Below are 19,595 nucleotides of genomic sequence, written 5' to 3'. Positions count from 1 at the left end.
TACGAACGCGAATCGGGCAAACCGGACCTCGGCTCCTTACGAAACGCGGACGTCATGCCGCCTGGGTGTCCCTGGGCGCCGCGCGGAGCCGGGCGCGGTGCGAGGCTGGGCGCATGCAGCTGCCGCACGAGTCCCCGCCCCCTCCACCGGGATCGGCCCGGGTCCTGGTCGTCGACGACGACCCCACGGTCTCGGAGGTCGTCGCCGGGTACCTGGACCGGGCCGGCTACGTCGTCGACCGGGCCGACGACGGGCCCACCGCGCTGACCCGCGCCGCCGCGCACTGGCCCGACCTGGTGGTGCTGGACCTGATGCTGCCCGGCATGGACGGTCTAGAGGTGTGCCGCCGGATGCGCGGGCACGGGCCCGTGCCGGTCATCATGCTGACCGCGCGCGGCGACGAGGACGACCGCATCCTGGGCCTGGAGGTCGGCGCCGACGACTACGTCACCAAGCCCTTCAGCCCCCGCGAACTCGTGCTGCGGGTGGAGTCGGTGCTGCGCCGCAGCCGGCCCGCCACCGGCGCCCGGGTGCTGAGCGCGGCCGGCCTGACCCTCGATCCCGGCGCCCGCCGCGCCACCAAGGACGGCGTCGAACTCGCCCTCACCCTGCGTGAGTTCGACCTGCTCGCGTTCTTCCTGCGGCACCCCGGGCGGGCGTTCGGCCGGGAGGACCTGATGCACGAGGTGTGGGGCTGGGAGTTCGGTGACCTGTCCACCGTGACCGTCCATGTGCGCCGGCTGCGTGGCAAGGTCGAGGACGACCCGGCGCGGCCGCATCTGATCCGGACGGTGTGGGGCGTGGGCTACCGCTTCGAACCCGAACCCGAACCCGAATCCGACCGCCCCGACCGAGAGGGGGAGTGACCGTGCGCGACACCCTGCTCATCGCCCTGTTCGCCTTCCTCGGCGCCCTGCTCGCCGGGCTGCTCGGCGCGGGCGCGCTGTGGCTGCTGCGCCGCCGTTCGCTCACCGCGTCGCTCACCGTGGTGGCCGCCGTCGCCGTGACCGCGATGCTGGCGGGCACACTGGCCGTGGCACAGGCGATGTTCCTGTCCGGGCACGACCTGAGCGTCGTGACGACGGTCGTGGCGATGGCCGCGGTCGTCTCCCTGGCCACCGCCCATCTCCTCGGCCGCTGGATGGTCGCCCGCAGCCGTGAACTCACCCGCGCCGCCCGCTCGTTCGGCGACGGCGGAGCCTTCACCGCCCCCGAGGGCCCGACCACCGCCGAACTGGACGCGCTGAGCCGTGAGCTGGCGGCGACCAGCGGGAAGCTCGCCGAGTCCCGGGACCGCGAACGCGCGCTGGAGGCGTCCAGACGCGAACTCGTCGCCTGGATATCGCACGACCTGCGCACTCCGCTGGCCGGACTGCGCGCGATGTCGGAGGCGCTGGAGGACGGTGTCGCGGCCGACCCCGACCGCTATCTGCGCCAGATCCGCACCGAGGTGGAGCGGCTCAACGACATGGTGGGCGACCTGTTCGAGCTCTCCCGCATACACGCCGGCGCGCTCGCGCTCTCCACCTCCCGCATGTCCGTGTACGACCTGGTCGGCGACGCCCTCGCCGGCGCCGACCCGCTCGCCCGCGAACACGGCGTACGGCTCGTCGGCGGCCGGGTCGAGCCCCTGCCGGTCGAGGTGGACGGCAAGGAGATGAGCCGGGTGCTGGGCAACCTGCTCGTCAACGCCATCCGGCGCACGCCCGCCGACGGCACGGTCGCCGTCGCCGCCGAACGCTCGCCCGCCGGGGTCGTCGTCTCCGTTACCGACGGCTGCGGCGGCATTCCGGAGGAGGATCTGCCGCGTGTCTTCGACACCGGGTGGCGCGGCACGCACGCCCGGACGCCGCCGGCCGGCGCGGGGCTCGGCCTGGCCATCGTGCGGGGGATCGTGGAGGCCCACCAGGGGTGGGCCACGGTACGCAACATCCCGGGCGGCTGCCGCTTCGAGGTGACCCTGCCGACGGCACTTTGACGGACGCGCGGCCGGGGCGGCTTCCGCCCCGGCCGCGGTCGTTCACTCCCCGCGCAGTCCGGCCCGGGCGAACTCCCGCATTCCCTCCTGGAACCCGACCTGGGGCTTCCAGCCCAGCTCGGCCCGCAGTCGGGCGGAGTCCGCCGTGATGTGGCGGACGTCGCCCAGCCGGTACTCGCCGGTGACGACCGGTTGGGGCCCGCCGTACGCGGCGGCCAGGGTCCGGGCCATCTCGCCCACCGTGTGCGGTTCCCCGCTGCCGGTGTTGTACGCCGTCAGTGCGCCGTTCGGCGTGTCGGCGTCCAGGGCGGCCAGGTTGGCAGCGGCCACGTCCCGTACGTGGACGAAGTCCCGTCGCTGCAGCCCGTCCTCGAAGACGCGCGGGGCCTCGCCCCGGGCCAGCGCGGAGCGGAAGAAGGAGGCGACTCCGGCGTACGGGGTGTCACGGGGCATCCGGGGCCCGTACACGTTGTGGTAGCGCAGCGACACCGCCGTCCCGCCCGTCGACCTGGCCCAGGCGGCGGCCAGATGCTCCTGGGCGAGCTTGGTCGTGGCGTACACGTTGCGCGGGTCGGCGGGAGCGTCCTCGGCGACGAGCCCGGAGGCGAGAGCCCTGCCGCACGCCGGGCACGGCGGCTCGAACCGTCCCGCGTCCAGATCGGCGACGACCCGTGGCCGCGGTCGCACCACGCCGTGCTCCGGGCACTCGTAGCGCCCCTCCCCGTAGACGACCATCGACCCGGCGAGCACGAGCCGCCCGACGCCGGCCGCGGCCATGGCGGCCAGCAGGACGGCCGTCCCCAGGTCGTTGCGTGAGACGTACTCCGCCGCGTCGGTGACCCCGTCGCCGAGCCCCACCATCGCGGCCTGGTGACAGACGGCGTCGACGCCGTCGAGGGCGCGGGCGACGGCGACGGGGTCGCGCACGTCGGCGGCGGGATCCTGCCGGACGTCGTACACGAGCGCCTCGTGCCCGCGCGCACGCAGGGCGTCGACGACATGGGACCCGATGAATCCGGCACCGCCGGTGACCAGTACACGCATACGGCCACGCTAGGGCCGCGGCCGGGCCGGGCCCCGCATCCCGCCCGGCACGTCATCACTCCGTAAGACGCGGCACGCGCGTCGGACCGGGACGGAACGCACTCTCCGCGAGACGCTTCCCAGGCCTTCAGCAAGGGAGACCGTCATGGCAGCCTCGCCCTCCTCCGGCGACACGTACCGCTTCACCGACCTCAGCGCCCTGTTCGTCAACTGCACCCTCAAACCGTCTCCGCAGCTCAGCCACACCCAGGGCCTGGTCGACAAGAGCCGGTCCGTCATGGAAGCGCACGGGGTGACCACCGACGAGATCCGGGCCGTCGACCACGACATCGCCCCCGGCGTCTACCCGGACATGACCGCCCACGGCTTCGCCACCGACGCCTGGCCGGCCCTGTACGAGCGGGTGATGGCGGCCGACATCCTGGTGCTGGCCGGACCGATCTGGCTCGGCGACAACAGCTCCGTGACGAAGAAGGTCGTCGAGCGCCTCTACAGCTGCTCCAGCCTGCTCAACCCGCAGGGCCAGTACGCCTTCTACGGCCGGGTCGGCGGCTGTCTGATCACCGGTAACGAGGACGGCGTGAAGCACTGCGCGATGAACCTCCTGTACAGCCTCCAGCACCTCGGCTACACGATCCCGCCGCAGGCGGACGCCGGCTGGATCGGTCCGGCGGGTCCCGGACCCTCGTACCTGGATCCCGGCTCGGGCGGTCCGGAGAACGACTTCACCAACCGCAACACGACCTTCATGACGTGGAACCTGATGCACCTCGCGGCCCTGCTCAAGCGCAACGGCGGCGTCCCCGCGCAGGGCAACCAGCGTTCGGAGTGGGACGCGGGCTGCCGCTTCGACGCACCCAACCCCGAGCACCGCTGACGTCCGGCGGGAGTGGCGCACCGGCATCGAGACCCCGCGCAGAACTGCCGGAACCCGGCAGGGCGCGGGCCCGGGCCTGTCGCGCACCATGGAACGTCCCCGCCCGCCTCCAGCGGGTCCCGTCCCTGATCCCGGTCGCGGTCGAGGAGTTCCCGCGTCACGTTCGGCAAGGGCAGCCCGCACCTGGGCCTGGGCGATCTGCCGGTCCGGACCGAGATCCGCATCATGTTCGAGGAGCTGATCCCGCGCCTCGCGGACATCCGGCCGGCCGGCGAGGTCCCGCGCGTGCGGTCCGGCTTCGTCAACGGCATCAAGAAGCTGCCGGTCGAGGTGACCCTGGCCTGACCACGCCGAGCGCGCCAGTGCATCCGTGCCTGCGTATCCACGCCCGGTACGACGGCGCTCGCGCCGCCGGCCGGGGGCGGACCCCCGGTCGGCGGGCGCTGAATGCCACGGTCAGAGCTGGCCGGACTCCGCGATGGTGATCTTCGCCTTGGTCTTGCCGTTGCCCGAGCCGAGGGACTCGATCTTCCTGACGAGGGCCATGCTCTCCTCGTCGGCGACCTCGCCGAACACCACGTGCTTGCCGTCGAGCCAGCCGGTGACGACGGTGGTGACGAAGAACTGCGAGCCGTTGGTGTTGCGGCCGGCGTTGGCCATGGAGAGCAGGCCCGGACGGTCGTGCTTGAGCGTGAAGTTCTCGTCGGCGAACTTCTCGCCGTAGATGCTCTTGCCGCCCGTACCGTCGCCGCGGGTGAAGTCACCGCCCTGGAGCATGAAGTCCGGGATGACCCGGTGGAAGGAAGAGCCGGCGTAACCGAAGCCCTTCTCGCCGGTGGCCAGCGCGCGGAAGTTCTCCGCCGTCTTCGGGACGACGTCGTCGAACAGGTTGAAGTTGATCCGCCCGGCGGGCTTGTCGTCGATGGTGATGTCGAAGTAGATCTTGATGGTCATGGTTACATCCTGCACGGTTCGGGGAGCGCTGCCGAATCGAGGGGTCGTGTCGACCCTCACAGTCCCCGACCGGGGCGGTCGGCGAGGGCCGTCGCTCAGTCGACAGGCCAGGTGTGAGCAGGGGCGTTGAGGTGCATGTAGTCGATGTAGAGCTGTGTCATCCGCCGCAGCGCCTCGTGGCGGCCGGCCTGGGCGGAGGCGGTGATGCGATGGAACATCTCCTTCTGCCAGACGGCGCCGTTACGGCCGGTGACGCACCGCTGTTCGATGATTCCGAGCAGTGGCTCCCGCCAGGCCGCGTCCATCCCGGAGAGCTCCAGCCCCCGGTGGGCCAGCGGCAGCAGGCGCCGCAGAACGAGCTCGGCCACCGGCGCCTCGCCCATGCCGGGCCAGTACAGCCGGGCGTCGATGCCGTCCCGCGCCGCCGTGTGCAGATTGTCCTCGGCGGCCCGGAAGGACATCCGCGACCACACCGGTCGCTCGTCCTCCACCAGGGCCCGGGTGAGGCCGTAGTAGAAGGCGCCGTTGGCCAGGGTGTCGGCGACGGTCGGACCGGCCGGCAGACAGCGGTTCTCCACCCGCACATGCGGCTGGTCGTTGGCGACGGCGTAGACCGGACGGTTCCAGCGGTAGATGGTGCCGTTGTGCAGGGTCAGCTCGCCCAGCTCCGGCACGTCCCCTCCGGACAGCGTCTCGCGCGGATCCTGCTCGTCGCACAGGGGCAGCAGCGCGGGAAAGTAGCGCAGGTTCTCCTCGAAGAGGTCGAAGACGCTGGTGATCCACCGCTCCCCGAACCACACCCGGGGCCGTACCCCCTGCACCTTGATCTCCTGCGGGCGGGTGTCGGTGGCCTGCTCGAACAGCGGGATACGGGTCTCGTGCCACAACTCCTTCCCGAACAGGAACGGTGAATTGGCCGCCAGCGCCACCTGGACGCCGGCGACCGCCTGCGCCGCGTTCCAGTAGGCGGCGAACTCGTCGGGGGAGACCTGGAGATGGAACTGCGTACTGGTGCACGCGGCCTCCGGGGTGATCGTGTCCGCGTAGGTCCGCAGCCGGTCGACACCGTCCATCTCGATGTGCAGATCCTCGCCCCGCGCGGCGAACACCTGGTCGTTGAGCAGCCGGTAGCGGGCGTTCTCCGACAGCGCCGACTCGCCGACGTCCTCCTGCCGCAGCGTCGGGAGGATACCGATCATGATCAGATGCGTGCCGACCGTCCGGGCACGCTGCTCGGCGTGGTTGAGCGCGGCACGGATCTCCGCCTCCCAGGCGTCGGGACCGCCCTGCGTCAGACGGCGCGGCGGCACGTTGATCTCGAGGTTGAAGCGGCCCAGCTCGGTGGACCAGGCGGGATCCGCGATCGCGTCGAGCACGTCGCTGTTGCGCATCGTCGGCTCGGCCTCGTCGTCGACCAGGTTCAGCTCGATCTCGAGACCCACCTGGGGCCGCTCGGACTCGAACCGTGACTCGCGCAGCATCTGCGCGAACACATCGAGACACTCCTGCATCTTGATCCGGTACCGGCGGCGATCCTCGCGGGTGAAGACCAGCGCCGGGACATCACGTCCCATCGGCCCTCCCGGCTTGCCCTGTGTCGGACGCCCTTGCTCCAGCGTCGCACCACCGGACGCCCTTCACCAGGCGGGAAGCGCGAGGTCCGGCCACCGGCCGACAGCGCCGCCGAAGGGACCTGGCCCAGATCCTCGGAGAGCGGTGACGGGCCAGGAGAGCGGTGACGGGCCGCCGATCCTGAGGGGTGTGGCACCCGCCGGTCCCACCACCGGACCGAGTCCGGCGCGCCCGGTCCGGCGCCCGGACCCCAGGAGGCCTACGTGATCGGTTCGGCCAGCCGGGCCACCTCCTGCGCGGCGTCCCGGGCTGCCCGCTCGGCCCGTTCCACCGCCTGAGCGGCGGTCCGCAGCCGTTCCTCGGCCTCCTTCTGCTCCAGCTCGGCCTGCCGGAGGTCCTGGCGCGCCTGACGCAGCCGCTCCTCCGCCGCGGCCTCGTGCTCACGGGCCCGGTCGTGCCGGTCGCGGGCCTGCTGGAGCGACGCGTCGGCATCGGCCCGTCCGGCGCTCAGCGCCCGCAGCCGGCGATCGGCGGCTTCCGCCGACCGGCGGGCCCGGCCGAGCTGCCCCTGCCGGAGGCGGCGCCGCTCGGCGAGTTCGTCCTTCGCCCGGGACCGTGTCTCCGGTGCCGCGGGCGCAGGTCGGGCCGGCCTGGGCGAAGGGCTCGCGGCCGCCGCGCCACGCGACGGGAAGTCGGCCGGCGGGGTGAGGGCGCTCTCCAGGCGCCCGGTGGCCCACCGCCGCGCCGCGTCCTCGTCGGCGAGCACCGCGCGCAGGGTGGACTCGATGTCCTGGCGAGCCGCGGCCGACAACTGGTGCCCGGCCTCACGAGCCAGCTCGGCGGCCTGCCGGGACAGCGCGGAGACGATGCTCCGGCGTTGCTCCGACAGTTCCCTGATCCCGTCGGAGTCCAGGGACCGGTACGCCTCGCGCAGCGCCCGCCCCAGCTCCAGGAACCGTTCGCTCTCCCGCGGCTGCGAGCGCAGCAGGAGGTTCGCCGCCCAGGCCGCGAGCGTGGGGCGCCGGGAGGCATGGATCCGACGGGCGTCGTCCCCGCGCCCGTCGCGCTTGGCTTCGGCGGCCAGCTGCTCCCGTCGGGAGACGAAGTCGGACGGCGGTGTGGCGTAGAGCTCGTCGAGCATCCGCTCCACGTCCTGCCCCGCGGCGGGTCGAGCGGGTCGTACACCCTTTCGCGCCATGATCAGCAGCGTCTACCCGACCGGGCCCCCGCGCATCCCGACGGCGGGGAAGCCGGGGCAGGGCTGGGTTCCGGCCGGCCAGATCGACCCTGAGCACGGGAGCGGACATGAGCCGCGGCGCCCTGCTCGTGGCCCGACGTCGGGCTGCCACGACCGGTCGGGTACGAACGGTCAGGTGTCGATGGCGGGCGCGCCTGCCCCATGCGCTGTCGCCTTCCCGACGGAGATGCGCACCGGATGCGTCGTCAGCTGGGCGGGTTCAGACTGAGGGCGTGACTGGCATGTACACCAAACAGCGGGCGGGGAGTGCGCAGGAGGGCCCGCGCGGGCCTTCGCAGTCGGTGGCGCTCGCGGCCATGATGTTCGCGGTGTCGATGACGTTCATCGACCAGACCATCGTGTCGATCGCCACGCCTGACATCGTCAAGGAACTCGGCCTGTCCGCCTCCGGCATGCAGTGGGTCGTCAACGCCTATCTGCTGGCGTTGGCCGCGTTCTTCGCCCTCGGCGGACGTCTGGCGGACCTGCTCGGCCCCCGGCGCGTGGTCGTGGCGGGCACCCTGGTGTTCGTGGTCTCGTCGGTCCTGTGCGGCTGCGTACCCAGCGGCGACTTCGCGCTGACGTGGCTCGTCGTCTTCCGGGCGACTCAGGGGCTGGGCGCGGCCCTGCTCTTCCCCGCGGCCCTGGCGGTGGTCGTGGCGGTCTTCCCGGTGGAGCGGCGCGGCCGCGCCCTGGCCCTGTTCTTCGGGGTCACCGGTGCCCTGACCGCCATCGGACCGCTCCTCGGCGGCTGGCTCACCAACTGGACCTGGCGGGCGATCTTCTGGGTCAACGTGCCCGTGGCCCTCGTCGCGTTGATCCTGACCGCGCTCGCGCATGTGTCCGATCGCCGCCGTGACGAGCCCCTGGACGTGCGGGGCGCCGCGCTGATCGCGGTCGGAATGGGCGCGAGCGTGCTCGGCTTCCAGCAGGCGTCGGCGTGGGGCTGGGACAGCGTCCTCACCTGGGTCTGCATCGTGGGTGGACTGGCCGTGCTGTGGCTGTTCTGCCGCTACGAACTGCGTACGGCCCACCCGTTGGTGCAGCTCGCGGTCTTCCGGGACCGCGCCTTCGTGGTCGACGGACTCGTGCTGTTCTTCTCCATGCTCGCCTTCGTGCCGCTGTTCTTCTTCGCCTCCGTCTACGCGCAGGTCTCCCTGAGCGCCTCGCCCAACCAGGCGGCCCTGTACCTGCTGTACGTCTTCGCGGGCTTCGCGCTCGCCTCGCAGTGGGGTGGGCGGATCCTGGACAAGCGCGGCGCGCGGCCGACCATGAAGATCGGCTGTGTGGTCGGAGCGGTGGGCTTCGCGCTCTGGGCGGGGAAGCTGACCGATCTGTCGATGCACGATCAGTGGCCCTACGCGGCCCTCGCGGGGGCCGGTATCGGCTTCATCCTCGCGCCCGCCTCCACCGACGCCGTGAACCGGGCGATCGACGCCTCCTACGGTGAGGTCACCGGCATCACCCAGACGATCCGCAACTACGCCGCGAGCGTCGGCCTGGCACTCTTCGGCACCCTGCTGACCCATCGCATGACCGAGAACGTCGACGACACGCTCCGGTCGGGTGGAATGCCGTCCGGGACCGCGGAGAGCGCGGCGAGGAACGTCGCCGAGGCGATCACCGGCAGCGCCGACGGCGGACAGCTCAGCGGTGGCGGCTCGGCGGTCGCGCGGACGGTACAGAAGTCGATGCCGGAGATCCGGATGGACTTCGCCGAGGCCAATCAGTGGGTGTTCTACGGGATGGCGATCGCGCTGGGCGTCGGATACCTGTGCGCGCTTCGGCACCCCGGCGGCACGAGCGGCACGGAACGGGCCGACGTGCCGCCGGACGACCACTCGCACACCCGTGACCGGGCTTCCTGACGACGGGCGACGCGCGACCGACAACGGGCGACGGGCGACGTGGACAGGGGCGTGGCAGGGGCGGGACGACGGGCGACTACGCGCCGGCAGCCGGGAAAGCCGTGCGGCTTCCCCGGCCACCGGGTCTCAGGTCTCAGCGGCTGCGAACCGCGCTGGTGGTGAAGAATCCCATGGCCGCGGCGCTGAGCAGGGCGCAGACGGCGAGGAAGGCGGTACGTCGCATCGAGGGGCCTTTCCGGTGATTGACGGATGGGTTCTGCACAACGCCGGTCGCCCCCGTGTCGCTTCGCCCCGGGACCGACCCCACCCGTACGGATGCGGCCAAGCGTGTATGCGTGCCGCCCCGGCCCTCGACGCCGGTGCCGTAACCCGTGCGCGATACGCCGCGTCCGGGGACTCAGGCCTTCACGTCCTCCACCCGTACCGGCCGCCGGAGCAGATAGGCCCCCGCCGTCGAGACGAGGACGGCCATGCACCCGATGAACACCAGCCCGGCACCCTCCAGGCCGAGGGGACCCACCAGCACGCCGACGCCGATCACCGGCACCGAGATGCCCGCGTAGGCCACCACGAAGAGCGTCGAGATCACCGCCGCGCGCCGGTCCTCGGGAGACGCCCCGGCCACCGCGGACAGCGCCCCACGGAACGCCAGCCCCTGCCCGACCCCGCCGACGATCGCGCTCAGCACCACCAGCGCCAGCACCTCCCAGCGCAACGCGCCCGCGAGCAGCGCCAGCCCGGCCAGCAGCGCGGCGCAGCCCAGCGGCAGTGACCGCCCGACCCCGACCCGGCCGACGACCAGCTGCCCGGCGGTCGAGGCGAAGAAGGCCAGCGCGACGATGAGACCGCTCACGGCGTGGTTGCGCACGTCGAGGGAGTCGGCGAGGAACGCCGGACTGACCGAGGTGAACACGCCGAACAGCGCGAACCCCACGAACGAGGCGATCGCCGCCGGCCCGAACACCGCCCGCACCTCGGGGGGCAGGCCCGGCCGCTGCGGCCGTACGGTGCTCAGCGCCCTGCGGTGCCGCACGGTCTCCGGGAGCCACGCCACGACGCCGACCGAACAGGCCACCAGGGCGAGATGCACGGCGAACGGCAGGTACAGCGGCCAGTCGGCGTACTGCGCGAGCACTCCGGCGAGCAGCGGCCCGCAGCCCAGCCCGCCCATGTTGGCGGCCGTCGCGACGAACGTGGCCCGGGAGGCGCCGCCGGGCGGTGCCAGGTCCATCACATACGCCGTGGCGGCCCCGGTGAACAGCCCGGCGGACAGCCCCGACAGCAGCCGTCCCGCGTACAGCCAGCCCAGGCCGGTGGCGGCCAGGAAACAGACGGCGCTCGCCGCCGCGCAGCCCAGGCCCGCCATCAGCACCGGGCGTCTGCCCACGGTGTCCGAGGCGTTGCCGGCCAGCAGCAGCACACCGATGACCCCGAAGGCGTACACCGCGTACACGACGGTCACCGTCAGCTCGGAGAAGCCGAACTTCTCCTGGTAGAGGCCGTAGAGGGGGGTCGGCAGCGTGGTGCCGGCCATGCACACGGCGAAGACGGCTCCGCCGAGCAGACAGGGGAGCCATCCTCGGTGATCACGGTCCATGGCGGCGACAGTAACCCCGTGCGGGGCGCTGCCGAGGCCCGACGTGCCCGACGTGCCCGACTCCCGCGAGTCGCCGCGCCGTCCCGGCGTCCCTGCCGAAGCCCGTCCCGGGGCGCCGGATCGCCCGGGATCCGACGGCGACGGGGGCCGCCGACGGCGGAACGAATCGTCAGTCCACCGCTATATGAGATGGCCTTGCACGCCAAGGAGCGTGGGCACCGGCTCCTCGCCATCACCTCCCTCGCCCACACCGCGGCCGTGCCGGCCGTCCACCCCAGCGGCAGGAAGCTCGCCGACCTCGCCCTCGACAACGCGGCCCCGCCCGGCGACGCCCTTCTCCCGCTGCCCGGCGGCGGCGCGGTCTGCGCCTTGTCCACGCTCACCGGCGCCCTGTTGGTGCAGATGACGGACGCCGAGGCCGCCGCCCAGCTCCTCGCCTCCGGCGACCGCCCCCCGGTCTACGTCTCCGCCGATGTGCCCGGCGGCTTCGAGGGCAACCTGGAGCCGGAGCGGCAGTACGCCGGACGGATCCGGCCCACCGCCAGTTGGTGCCGGAGCGGCACGGGTCGGGTCGGGCGTGCGCCTACGCCTCGGTTGGTGCGGCCGGCCAGGGGAGACCGACGGGCCGGGGGCGGGCGTGAGGGAAACGGATGTGATGCCGCGTCAGGCGTTCGGGAGCCGCGCCCGGCCGAACCACTCCCTGGTCGCCGTACCGCTGGAGAGCGCCACCAGCAGCGCACCCGCGCCGGCGCCGGCGCTCCAGGCGACGTGCTGCGTCAGGGCGGCGGCCAGACTGCCCAGGGCGATCAGCCAGCCGACGGCGACCGCGCCCCCGCGCACCGCGCCACCACCGTCGGCGAACCTCGCCGAGATGACCAGCGACGCCACGGCGAGCGCCGCGCACCCCGCCGCCGCGAGCAGCAGCATCCCGACGACCAGTCCGCCCAGCGCGCCGGACTCGAAGACGGCCGCAGCCGCGGCCAGCCGTACCGAGCCGGCGATGCCCGACAGGCCCAGTACGACGAGCAGCGTGCGGGCATATCTGGCCGTAACAGGCATTCGAGTCATAGGGGTTCCTTGTGCCGGGCGGATTTCGGTCGCCGGGGGCGTGGGACACGGCGGGCCGGCCGGGCCACCGTAGTCGGCGCGGCCACCAGGCCGACACCCCTGTGACGAGGGCGTCGACGAGCCTTCGGGCACCCCCGAGAAGGCGCCACCGCGGCCGGCGCCCCGCGCCCGGTGTGACGGATCTCCTTGCACTCATGGCCCCCAACCGGTGAACCTCTCCTGGCACGAATTTCCGAGGAACTGTTATCCGTCGCTTCCGCAGAGATCCCCCATACGACGGACAGCATCGTTCGGCGTCGAGGACAGGGAAGTCGCAATGAGTACACGGCACACGGTGGAGGCGGTGGGACTGGTCACCGCCGCCCGAGCGGGCGATCAGGCGGCCCAGGACGCGCTCGTCGGCGCGTACCTGCCGCTCGTCTACAACATCGTGGGCCGCGCGTTGAACGGTTCGGTGGACGTCGACGACGTCGTGCAGGACACCATGTTGCGCGCCCTCGACTCGCTGGACTCGCTGCGGGATCCCGCGAGCTTCCGCTCCTGGCTGGTGGCCATCGCGATGAACCAGGTCCGTGCGCACTGGAACCGGCAGCAGCCCGTCCAGGGCGCCATGGAGGAGGCCGACGACGTCGCCGACCCGGGGGCCGACTTCGTCGACCTGACCATCATGCAACTCCAGATGTCCGGCCAGCGGCAGGAGACCGCGCGGGCGACGCGCTGGCTGGAGCCCGACGACCGGGGACTGCTGTCCCTGTGGTGGCTGGAGTGCGCCGGTGAACTGACCCGGGCCGAGATCGCCGCGGCCCTGGACCTGACGCCGGAGCACACAGCGGTCCGCGTACAGCGGATGAAGGCGCAGCTGGAGGCGGCCCGGGTCGTCGTGCGGGCGCTGGACTCGCGGCCGCAGTGCCCCGAACTGCGCGGCGCGCTCGCGGGCTGGGACGGCCGGCCCTCGGCGTTGTGGCGCAAGCGCACCGCCCGGCACGCACGCGGCTGCGCACACTGCTCGGGCCTGTGGAACGGGCTGATGCCCGCCGAGGGCCTGCTGGCCGGGCTGGCGCTGGTCGCGGCGTCGTCCGCGTTGCTGGCGAGGACGAACGCCGCCACCGACACCCTTGCCATGGTCGGCTCGGCGTCCCCGCTCGCCGGTGGCGAGGAACCGGGCAGATCGCTCCCGACGGTGGACCGCCGTGCCACGAAGGACCGGACCACCTCCCGCACCGACGCCCGTCGCAGGCGGCGTACCCGCCGACGGGCGGTCGGCGGCGCGGTCGTGGCCGCCTGCGTGGCGGGCGGCGGCCTCTACTACTTCGGCACCCAGCCGGACGGAGGCACGGGGGAGAGCACCGCCGTACAGCCCGTTGACGACGCACTCGCCTCGGACCGCCCCACGCCGGACAGCGCCGGCAGCGGCTCGCCGTCCCCGTCCCCGTCCCCGACGGCCTCCGCGTCGAAGTCGCCGAGTGCGAGCGCCTCGCCGTCTCCCCGCCCCAGCAGGACCGTGGTCGCGGCGGCCCCGGCGAAGTCGCCCGAGCCGAAGCGGATCGCCTCCGAGAAGCCGACCGCGCAGGCGGGTTCGTCCGATCTCGCGACCCAGGTGATCACCCTGGTCAACAAGGAGCGGGCGACAGCCGGCTGCGGCCCCCTCACCGACGACAGCCTGCTGCGTGCCGCCGCCCAGGGCCACTCCGACGACATGGCGGCCCGCGACTTCTTCGACCACACCAACCCCGACGGCGCCGACCCCGGTCAGCGCATCACGGCCGCAGGGTACCGCTGGTCCACCTACGGCGAGAACATAGCCAAGGGCCAGCAGACGGCCTCGTCGGTGATGACGTCCTGGATGAACAGCGAAGGCCACCGGGCCAACATCCTGAACTGCTCCTTCAAGAACATCGGCGTGGGAATCCACGACGGCGCCGGCGGCCCGTGGTGGACACAGAACTTCGGCGCCAAACTCTGACCCGACCACCGGCCGTCGAGGGACCGGCTGCCCTCGGCGCCGGAGCCCGCGCGGGGAGCGGCCGCCGCCGGGACGCGGATGCCGACGCACCGGGCCGCGCTCGCGGAAGGCGGCAGGCCCGTCGTCCCCGCCGGCGGCGACACCCCGGCCCGGCAGGACGGCACCGCCGCGGCCGAGGCGTCAGGCCAGGTGGCCCCCCGGATCCCGCAGACGCCCGGCGTTCGCCGCGTCGGCCAGCATCCGCCGCACCGCGGGCGCGGGCATCCGGATGACCAGCGGTTCCGGCAGCGTGACCTCCTGTACGGCCGTCCCACGGCGACCCGAACGCACCCGGTCGCTCACCTCCGCCACCGCCCGCACGTCCAGCGTGAACTGCACCAGCACCGACTCGGCCTTGGGCTTGTGCAGCGGTATCGACCCGGCGGCGTTGGCGGCGGTCGCGGTGCCACTGCCGGAGCCGTCCACGGTGCCGAGGAGCTGGTTCAGCCGGAACTCGTCCGCGTTCAGCACCCCCGCGCCCAGCAGGCCGCGCGCCGACCGGCCGTGCTCGTTTGCCTGCTGGCCGTCCGTACCCGCCGGACGCGGCGCGTCCAGACCGCTCTGCGCGACCGTCTCGAACGTCATCTTGTCGCCCACGCCCAGCACCCGGCCGCCGCGCAGCCGGGCGTGCAGCGAGGCGCGCAGGTCCTGGCCCGACGCGCCGGTCGCGTGTACCGGCGGAAGGTCGACGCCCGCTGCGGTCAGCAGCGGCAGCGCCGCGATCAGCCACTCCGTGGAGACGGCCTCGCGCAGCAGGTGAGAGGCCGCCTCGCCGCCGGTGCGGAACCGCGCGCCGCCCCCCGCCCGCCGGACCGCGTCGTCGACCGCCTGCTGCACCCTGGGCGTTCCCCGGAACCCGTTGACCTGCGCCTCCATCGGCAGCCGTACCCCCGAGTCACGCCAGGGGCCGAGCCGGTCGGCACCCGCGTCCTCGGCGTCCACCGCGTGCACACCGACCTGCTGGGGCGGCACCGGGGCCAGTTGCGACAGCGCCCGCAGATCCGCGGCCAGTACCCGGTGGGTCAGGCTCAGGTTCTTCAACGGCGCGAGGGCCACCCGGCGGTTGCCGGAGAACACCTCCAGAGTCGCCTCGATCGGCACGTTCATCCGGGCCGACGGAGCGGACGCCGCCTCGGCGACGGTCTTCACGCCCAGCTGGGCACGCCCGACACCCACGGAGCGGCGCGAGTCGCTGGTGCCGACACCGAGTCCCGCGGCGGCGCCGACGCTCTTCAACTGGCCCGCGCCCCCGTCGGGCTTCCCCGAACCGGCCAGGACCGCCTCGACGCCCCGGCTGTCGCTCTCGTCGTGCGCACCGGCCCGCTGAGCGGCGGCGGAGGTGATGTACTCCATGTCCCGGCCGTCGGACGCGGTCTCCACATAACTGCCGCGCCCGGTCCTGCGGATACGGAACAGCGCCTGGTAGGGCCGTTTGCGCCCGTCGAGCAGCTCGACGCCCACCCCGCCGTCCATCGCGCTCGACAACAGGCCCGCCGAGCCGTCCCGGTCGAGCACCCGCAGCAGCCGCTGCACATTGTCGTTGCGGTCCGTCAGACGGGTACGCGGCAGGAGTTCGTCCGCGAGGGAGGCGCCGAGGCGGCCCCGGGTCCCCTCCAGCAGCGGCACGAAGTCGGGCAGGTCCTCGATCATGCCGAAGCCGAGCGGCAGCGACTCGGCCAGGGCGGGAACCGGGGCCGGGGGAACCAGGGGCGCGCTCTTCGGTGCACCGCCGGGGGCCGACGTCGTCGCCTCCGAGGTCTCCGCCTCCTGGCCGGTCCGTACCGTCCCGGCGGGCCGCGCGGACCGGCCCGATTCCCCCGTCGTCCCGGACCGGCCGGACGTCCCGGCCGACGTCGTGCCCGAACCTGAGGCCGCGTCCTCACGCCCCTGTTCGCCCGGTACCTTCAGCCCCGCCGCCCGCAGCTGACGTTCGGTCAGCCACACCGATACCGCCCCCGGCACCGTACGGCCACCGCGCGCCACATACGGGCCGCCGCCCGTCACCGCGACCTCGGCGACCATACGCACCACCAGATCGCACTGCACGAGATAGAGCGGGCTCTTGCGGGAGGTGTGCGCGTTGCGTTCGACGGTGCCGACCAGCGTGGACGCCGTCGTGTCGCCGCTGCCCAGGGTCCGGCCGGCCGCCACGCCCTCGGCGAGTCGCCACTCGGCGCCGTTCTCCGCGCCCGTCAGGCCGCCCTGCACCGAGACGTGGTGACTCGTGCCCTCCTGTCCGGTGACCTGATGCCCGCCCAGGACGAAGGTCTCGGTGCCCGCCCCCGTGCCCTGGTGGACGACCCGCCCACCGGTCAGCGCGAACCGGGTGCCGACCGCGCCGTTCAGCCCGGCCAGGCGCCGCGCGTGCCGCAGGTTCTGCACCACCCAGCCCGCCGAGACGGCCTGCCGCAGCGCCGCCGTCACCGCCTGCGGGCTGAACCGGTCCTCGATCGCGAGCCGCGGCGCGAGCCCCTCCGTCTCCAGCGCCCGGTCCTCCCGTGCCTCCTTGTTGCGGGCGGCGGCCCGCGCCAGCAGCTCGAAGGCCAGGTCCCGCACCGGCTGCCCGTCGCCCACGGTCTCCACCAGCGTCCAGTCCCGCACGCCCCGCCTGCCGCCCAGCTGGCGCGAGGCCAGACCGGCCAGGTCACCGATGCCCGCCGCCGCGAACTCCGTCCGCGTATCACGATGGCCCGCCCGGCGGGCGGCGGTCGACTCGTCCAAGTGCCGCTTGGCATCGCCGTCCAGGGTGAACGCGGTCGGGGTGAGCAGCCGCACGTCCTGCGCGTCGAGGGGCAGCGTCCCGACCCGCTCGGCGGCCGGCGCGTCCCGGCCCGGCGCGCCGGGGGTGAGCGCACGGGCCGCCTTGCGCTGCCGGGACGTCATGGTGACGTCGACGTTCAGGCTCAACGCCCCGCCGAACACGCTCGCGTCCTCGGAACCGTTGGTGAGGACGTCGGTGCGCAGGGTCGGTCCGGCCAGGCCGCGCCGGGTCGTCGTACGGCCCTTCTCGGCACGCGCCGACAGGGTCAGGGCGCCGGGGATCAGCCGGAACTGGCCGAGCGCCATCCCGCCGACCGTGCGCGAACTCGCCCGCCCGCTCTGGAGGTTGCTCGTCACGCCCGCGTGGCTGCGGACGAGCCAGTCCTTGGTCTCGCCGAGGTGACCGGTCTCCCGCAGCGAACCGGTGACCTTCAGCTGCACGTCGTGCGCCTGGAAGCGGGACTTGCGCCGCAGCCGCACCCGGACGCCCGTGGACAGCAACTGGTCCTTGTTGACCCGCAGGTTGGTCTCCGACAGCACGGTCACCAGCTCGCGGTAGTTGCGCCGCTGGACCTCGGCCTCCTCAGGGCTGAGATCACGCGGCTGCTCCTCCTCGCCGAAGGCGGGCAGATACCCGGCGAGCCGCGCGTCGGTGGCGAACAGCCGCGTCACGGCCCGCATCATCGGCGCGGTGTCCAGCCGGCTGATCGCCACGCTGGAGCCCATCGCGCCGAACGGCAGGTGCCGTGTGTCGTGCTCGGCGGCCCCGTCCTCGGCCGCCCGCTCGTCGCCTTCCGCCAGGTCCTGGTCGGTCGCGGTGGCCTTCGCCTTGCCCTTGCCCTTGACGTCCGTCCCGGCACGTTCCGGACGCTTGACGAACTCGCCCGCCGTCACCCCCTCGGGCAGCGGCAGCCCAAGCTCCTGGGCCTCGTCGGCCCGCAGCGAGACCCACACCCGCATCGTGTGGTGCGCGGTACGGCCGCCGCCCCGCGCCCTGGTCAGGGGCGAGGTCGGACCGGTGCCCTCGACGGTGAACAGCACGGTGCCCAGATAGAGCACCTTCTCGCCGCGGACCTCCGCGCCCTGCCGGCTGGACACGGTCTGCTCGGCCACGCTGAACCGCGCCTTGCGCGCCCCGGCGACGGGCATGACGGTGCCGCGGACGGCGGCCGCGTTGCCGAGGACACCGAACCCCGCCGCCGGACCGGCGCCGAACGCGCCGCCCCGGCCCTTGCCCGCGGTGTCCGTCACCACGTGCTGCGCCTGCTGATGGGTGCGCAACTGCGTCTTTCCGGTGCTCCACCCGGGGGCCAGCTCGGTGAACGCGGCCCGCATCCGGTACGTGCCCGTGGTGCTGCCGTCCCTGCTGGTCAGATCCTCGCCGACGACCCCGTCCCGCAGCAGCCGGGGCAGGTCCTCCAGCACGGTCGCGGTGGCGGTGGCCTCGTACAGCCGAGCCCGGCCGGGAGCACCGGGCCAGGTCAGGGACGGATGCAGCGCGGAGGCGACGGCGTCGAAGAGTCCCCCGCCGCCCTGGTGCGGCCCGGCCCGGTCCGAGACGGCGACCGGGGCCATGGAATCGGCCAGCGACACGGCCCGGGCGGTCTCGGGCGCCACCGGACGCGGCCGGGGCACCGGCCCGGCGGTGGTCGGGACCAGATGCTCCACCGGCACCCGCATGGTCAGGGCGCCGGACCCGGCGGCGTTGCGGGCCGAGCGTTCGCCGTCCTTCATGATCCGCACGTGGTAGCGGACCCGGCGCGGCACCTCGACCGACCCCTTGTCGCTGCGCAGCACCCGAGGCTCCGCCATGTTCCGCTGGGTGCGGGAGTCCCGGGACGACTGGAAGGGCTGGGCGTTGACGGTGGCCGCCCCGCCGGCCCAGACGCCGGGAGCGACCGGGGCCAGTCCGAACCCGGTGAACGCCACGCCCTTCGACGCGGACCCGCTCGTACTCTGGGCCACCGTGGCGGCCGTGTTGTGCTGCACGTCGACCTTGGTGGCCGCGCCCTCGCTGTCCGGACCCGCGGCGGAGAAGACGCCGGGGCGGTCGTCGTCGGCGGGCGAGACGCGCACCGTGACGTCGTAACGGTCCGTACCCCGCACCCCGGTGACGGCGAAGGCCCGGCCGCGCCCGAAGAAGGACTCGGGTCGCCCGGCGAGCTCCGCGGCGATCTCGGCGACCACCCCGTCGCGCCGCCCGACGGTGTCGGCCAGCGTGGTGGTGACGAACTCGTGGCCGCTGAGCCCGTACGCCGTGGACAGCCCCGCCGCCTCCATGTCCCGCAGATACGACGGCAGTTCGAGGGCGTCGCTCTCGATCTCCTCGATGGCGGGCGGCACCTGCGGGGGCCTGCGACGGGCGGTGGAGGGGCCGGCCGCGTTCATCGCGGCGACGGTCGCCGCGTTGCCCGCGGTCTGCTGAAGCCCCAGGAGAGGGTTCGGGCCGCTGCTCCGACCGGCCGCGTGGGGCGCCCGCGGGGACCGGGGCGCCCGCGCGGACCGTTCGAGGGCACTGCCTTGACGGTCGTCGCCCGCCTGTCGCTGTTGTCGCACGCGCGTCAGCGTAAGGACGCTCCGACGGCTGGTCAGGCAACACGTCAAGTGTTCAACTGCCGTACGCCAGAAGGTCGTCGGA

At 73.4% G+C, this 19,595-nt stretch carries 12 protein-coding genes and 2 pseudogenes; 7 read left to right on the top strand and 7 right to left on the bottom strand.

The genetic code is table 11. The features are described from left to right. The first annotated feature begins 113 nt into the window (after positions 1 to 113). Together ACFVYS_RS19830 and ACFVYS_RS19825 are read left to right on the top strand one after the other, a co-directional pair. Positions 114 to 866: a response regulator transcription factor gene (locus ACFVYS_RS19830; RefSeq protein ID WP_389503643.1), complete on the top strand. Its 753-nt coding sequence runs from the start codon at positions 114 to 116 to the stop codon at positions 864 to 866. Positions 867 to 868: 2 nt separating this feature from the next. After that, positions 869 to 1,978 (top strand): sensor histidine kinase, encoded by a 1,110-nt coding sequence (locus ACFVYS_RS19825; RefSeq protein ID WP_389503641.1) that lies wholly within the window; start codon positions 869 to 871, stop codon positions 1,976 to 1,978. A 42-nt stretch (positions 1,979 to 2,020) separates the two neighbouring features. On the opposite strand, the gene ACFVYS_RS19820 is transcribed toward ACFVYS_RS19825, so the two are convergent. Continuing rightward, positions 2,021 to 3,022: an NAD-dependent epimerase/dehydratase family protein gene (locus ACFVYS_RS19820; protein ID WP_389503639.1), complete on the bottom strand. Its 1,002-nt coding sequence runs from the start codon at positions 3,020 to 3,022 to the stop codon at positions 2,021 to 2,023. 145 nt (positions 3,023 to 3,167) lie between these two features. Here ACFVYS_RS19820 and ACFVYS_RS19815 point away from each other — a divergent pair, with 145 nt between their 5' ends. Both ACFVYS_RS19815 and ACFVYS_RS19810 read left to right on the top strand, forming a co-directional pair. Beyond that, positions 3,168 to 3,899, top strand: a complete 732-nt coding sequence (locus tag ACFVYS_RS19815; RefSeq protein WP_389503637.1) for a flavodoxin family protein — start codon at positions 3,168 to 3,170, stop codon at positions 3,897 to 3,899. 153 nt (positions 3,900 to 4,052) lie between these two features. Further along, positions 4,053 to 4,244 (top strand): annotated as a pseudogene (locus tag ACFVYS_RS19810) (cytochrome P450); the annotation flags it as partial. Between the two features lie 111 nt (positions 4,245 to 4,355). Here ACFVYS_RS19810 and ACFVYS_RS19805 read toward each other — a convergent pair. The 3 genes from ACFVYS_RS19805 to ACFVYS_RS19795 form a co-directional block, all read right to left on the bottom strand. Beyond that, a complete protein-coding gene (locus ACFVYS_RS19805) occupies positions 4,356 to 4,853 on the bottom strand; it encodes a peptidylprolyl isomerase (RefSeq protein ID WP_389503635.1) in 498 nt (165 codons plus the stop codon). Positions 4,854 to 4,948: 95 nt separating this feature from the next. Further along, positions 4,949 to 6,427 carry a glutamate-cysteine ligase family protein gene (locus tag ACFVYS_RS19800; RefSeq protein ID WP_389503634.1) on the bottom strand — a complete coding sequence of 493 codons (1,479 nt, stop codon included), beginning with the start codon at positions 6,425 to 6,427 and terminating at the stop codon, positions 4,949 to 4,951. Positions 6,428 to 6,684: 257 nt separating this feature from the next. After that, the gene (locus ACFVYS_RS19795) at positions 6,685 to 7,623 is read right to left on the bottom strand and encodes a hypothetical protein (RefSeq protein WP_389503632.1); all 939 of its coding nucleotides are present in this window, start codon (positions 7,621 to 7,623) and stop codon (positions 6,685 to 6,687) included. A gap of 281 nt (positions 7,624 to 7,904) precedes the next feature. Between ACFVYS_RS19795 and ACFVYS_RS19790 the strand changes: the two genes are divergently transcribed. Beyond that, complete coding sequence (locus tag ACFVYS_RS19790; RefSeq protein ID WP_389503845.1) at positions 7,905 to 9,530, top strand: MFS transporter; 1,626 nt, start codon at positions 7,905 to 7,907, stop codon at positions 9,528 to 9,530. Positions 9,531 to 9,927: 397 nt separating this feature from the next. Here the strand turns inward: ACFVYS_RS19790 and ACFVYS_RS19785 are convergent, their stop codons facing one another. Then, positions 9,928 to 11,127 (bottom strand): MFS transporter, encoded by a 1,200-nt coding sequence (locus ACFVYS_RS19785; RefSeq protein ID WP_389503630.1) that lies wholly within the window; start codon positions 11,125 to 11,127, stop codon positions 9,928 to 9,930. Positions 11,128 to 11,310: 183 nt separating this feature from the next. On the opposite strand from ACFVYS_RS19785, the pseudogene ACFVYS_RS19780 reads away from it, so the two are divergent. After that, positions 11,311 to 11,673: pseudogene (locus tag ACFVYS_RS19780) on the top strand (sugar isomerase); the annotation flags it as partial. 117 nt (positions 11,674 to 11,790) lie between these two features. On the opposite strand, the gene ACFVYS_RS19775 reads toward ACFVYS_RS19780, so the two are convergent. Continuing rightward, positions 11,791 to 12,195, bottom strand: a complete 405-nt coding sequence (locus tag ACFVYS_RS19775) for a hypothetical protein (RefSeq protein WP_389503860.1) — start codon at positions 12,193 to 12,195, stop codon at positions 11,791 to 11,793. A 316-nt stretch (positions 12,196 to 12,511) separates the two neighbouring features. Here ACFVYS_RS19775 and ACFVYS_RS19770 point away from each other — a divergent pair, with 316 nt between their 5' ends. After that, positions 12,512 to 14,158, top strand: coding sequence for a sigma-70 family RNA polymerase sigma factor (locus tag ACFVYS_RS19770; RefSeq protein WP_389503628.1), 1,647 nt, complete (start codon positions 12,512 to 12,514; stop codon positions 14,156 to 14,158). 180 nt (positions 14,159 to 14,338) lie between these two features. On the opposite strand, the gene ACFVYS_RS19765 is transcribed toward ACFVYS_RS19770, so the two are convergent. After that, a complete protein-coding gene (locus tag ACFVYS_RS19765) occupies positions 14,339 to 19,513 on the bottom strand; it encodes a hypothetical protein (RefSeq protein ID WP_389503626.1) in 5,175 nt (1,724 codons plus the stop codon). Between the last annotated feature and the right edge of the window lie 82 nt (positions 19,514 to 19,595).

It is taken from the genome of Streptomyces sp. NPDC058295 (genome assembly GCF_042880655.1).
Taxonomy (GTDB): domain Bacteria; phylum Actinomycetota; class Actinomycetes; order Streptomycetales; family Streptomycetaceae; genus Streptomyces; species Streptomyces coriariae.
Note: the sequence above shows the minus strand (reverse complement) of the source record. Positions and strands in the feature narration are given on the sequence as shown.

Coding starts and splice junctions, on each gene's coding strand:
- ACFVYS_RS19795 (WP_389503632.1), bottom strand. CDS start 7,623: ATGGCGCGAAAGGGTGTACGACCCGCTCGACCCGCCGCGGGGCAGGAC.
- ACFVYS_RS19770 (WP_389503628.1), top strand. CDS start 12,512: ATGAGTACACGGCACACGGTGGAGGCGGTGGGACTGGTCACCGCCGCC.
- ACFVYS_RS19815 (WP_389503637.1), top strand. CDS start 3,168: ATGGCAGCCTCGCCCTCCTCCGGCGACACGTACCGCTTCACCGACCTC.
- ACFVYS_RS19820 (WP_389503639.1), bottom strand. CDS start 3,022: ATGCGTGTACTGGTCACCGGCGGTGCCGGATTCATCGGGTCCCATGTC.
- ACFVYS_RS19775 (WP_389503860.1), bottom strand. CDS start 12,195: ATGACTCGAATGCCTGTTACGGCCAGATATGCCCGCACGCTGCTCGTC.
- ACFVYS_RS19785 (WP_389503630.1), bottom strand. CDS start 11,127: ATGGACCGTGATCACCGAGGATGGCTCCCCTGTCTGCTCGGCGGAGCC.
- ACFVYS_RS19830 (WP_389503643.1), top strand. CDS start 114: ATGCAGCTGCCGCACGAGTCCCCGCCCCCTCCACCGGGATCGGCCCGG.
- ACFVYS_RS19800 (WP_389503634.1), bottom strand. CDS start 6,427: ATGGGACGTGATGTCCCGGCGCTGGTCTTCACCCGCGAGGATCGCCGC.
- ACFVYS_RS19790 (WP_389503845.1), top strand. CDS start 7,905: ATGTACACCAAACAGCGGGCGGGGAGTGCGCAGGAGGGCCCGCGCGGG.
- ACFVYS_RS19805 (WP_389503635.1), bottom strand. CDS start 4,853: ATGACCATCAAGATCTACTTCGACATCACCATCGACGACAAGCCCGCC.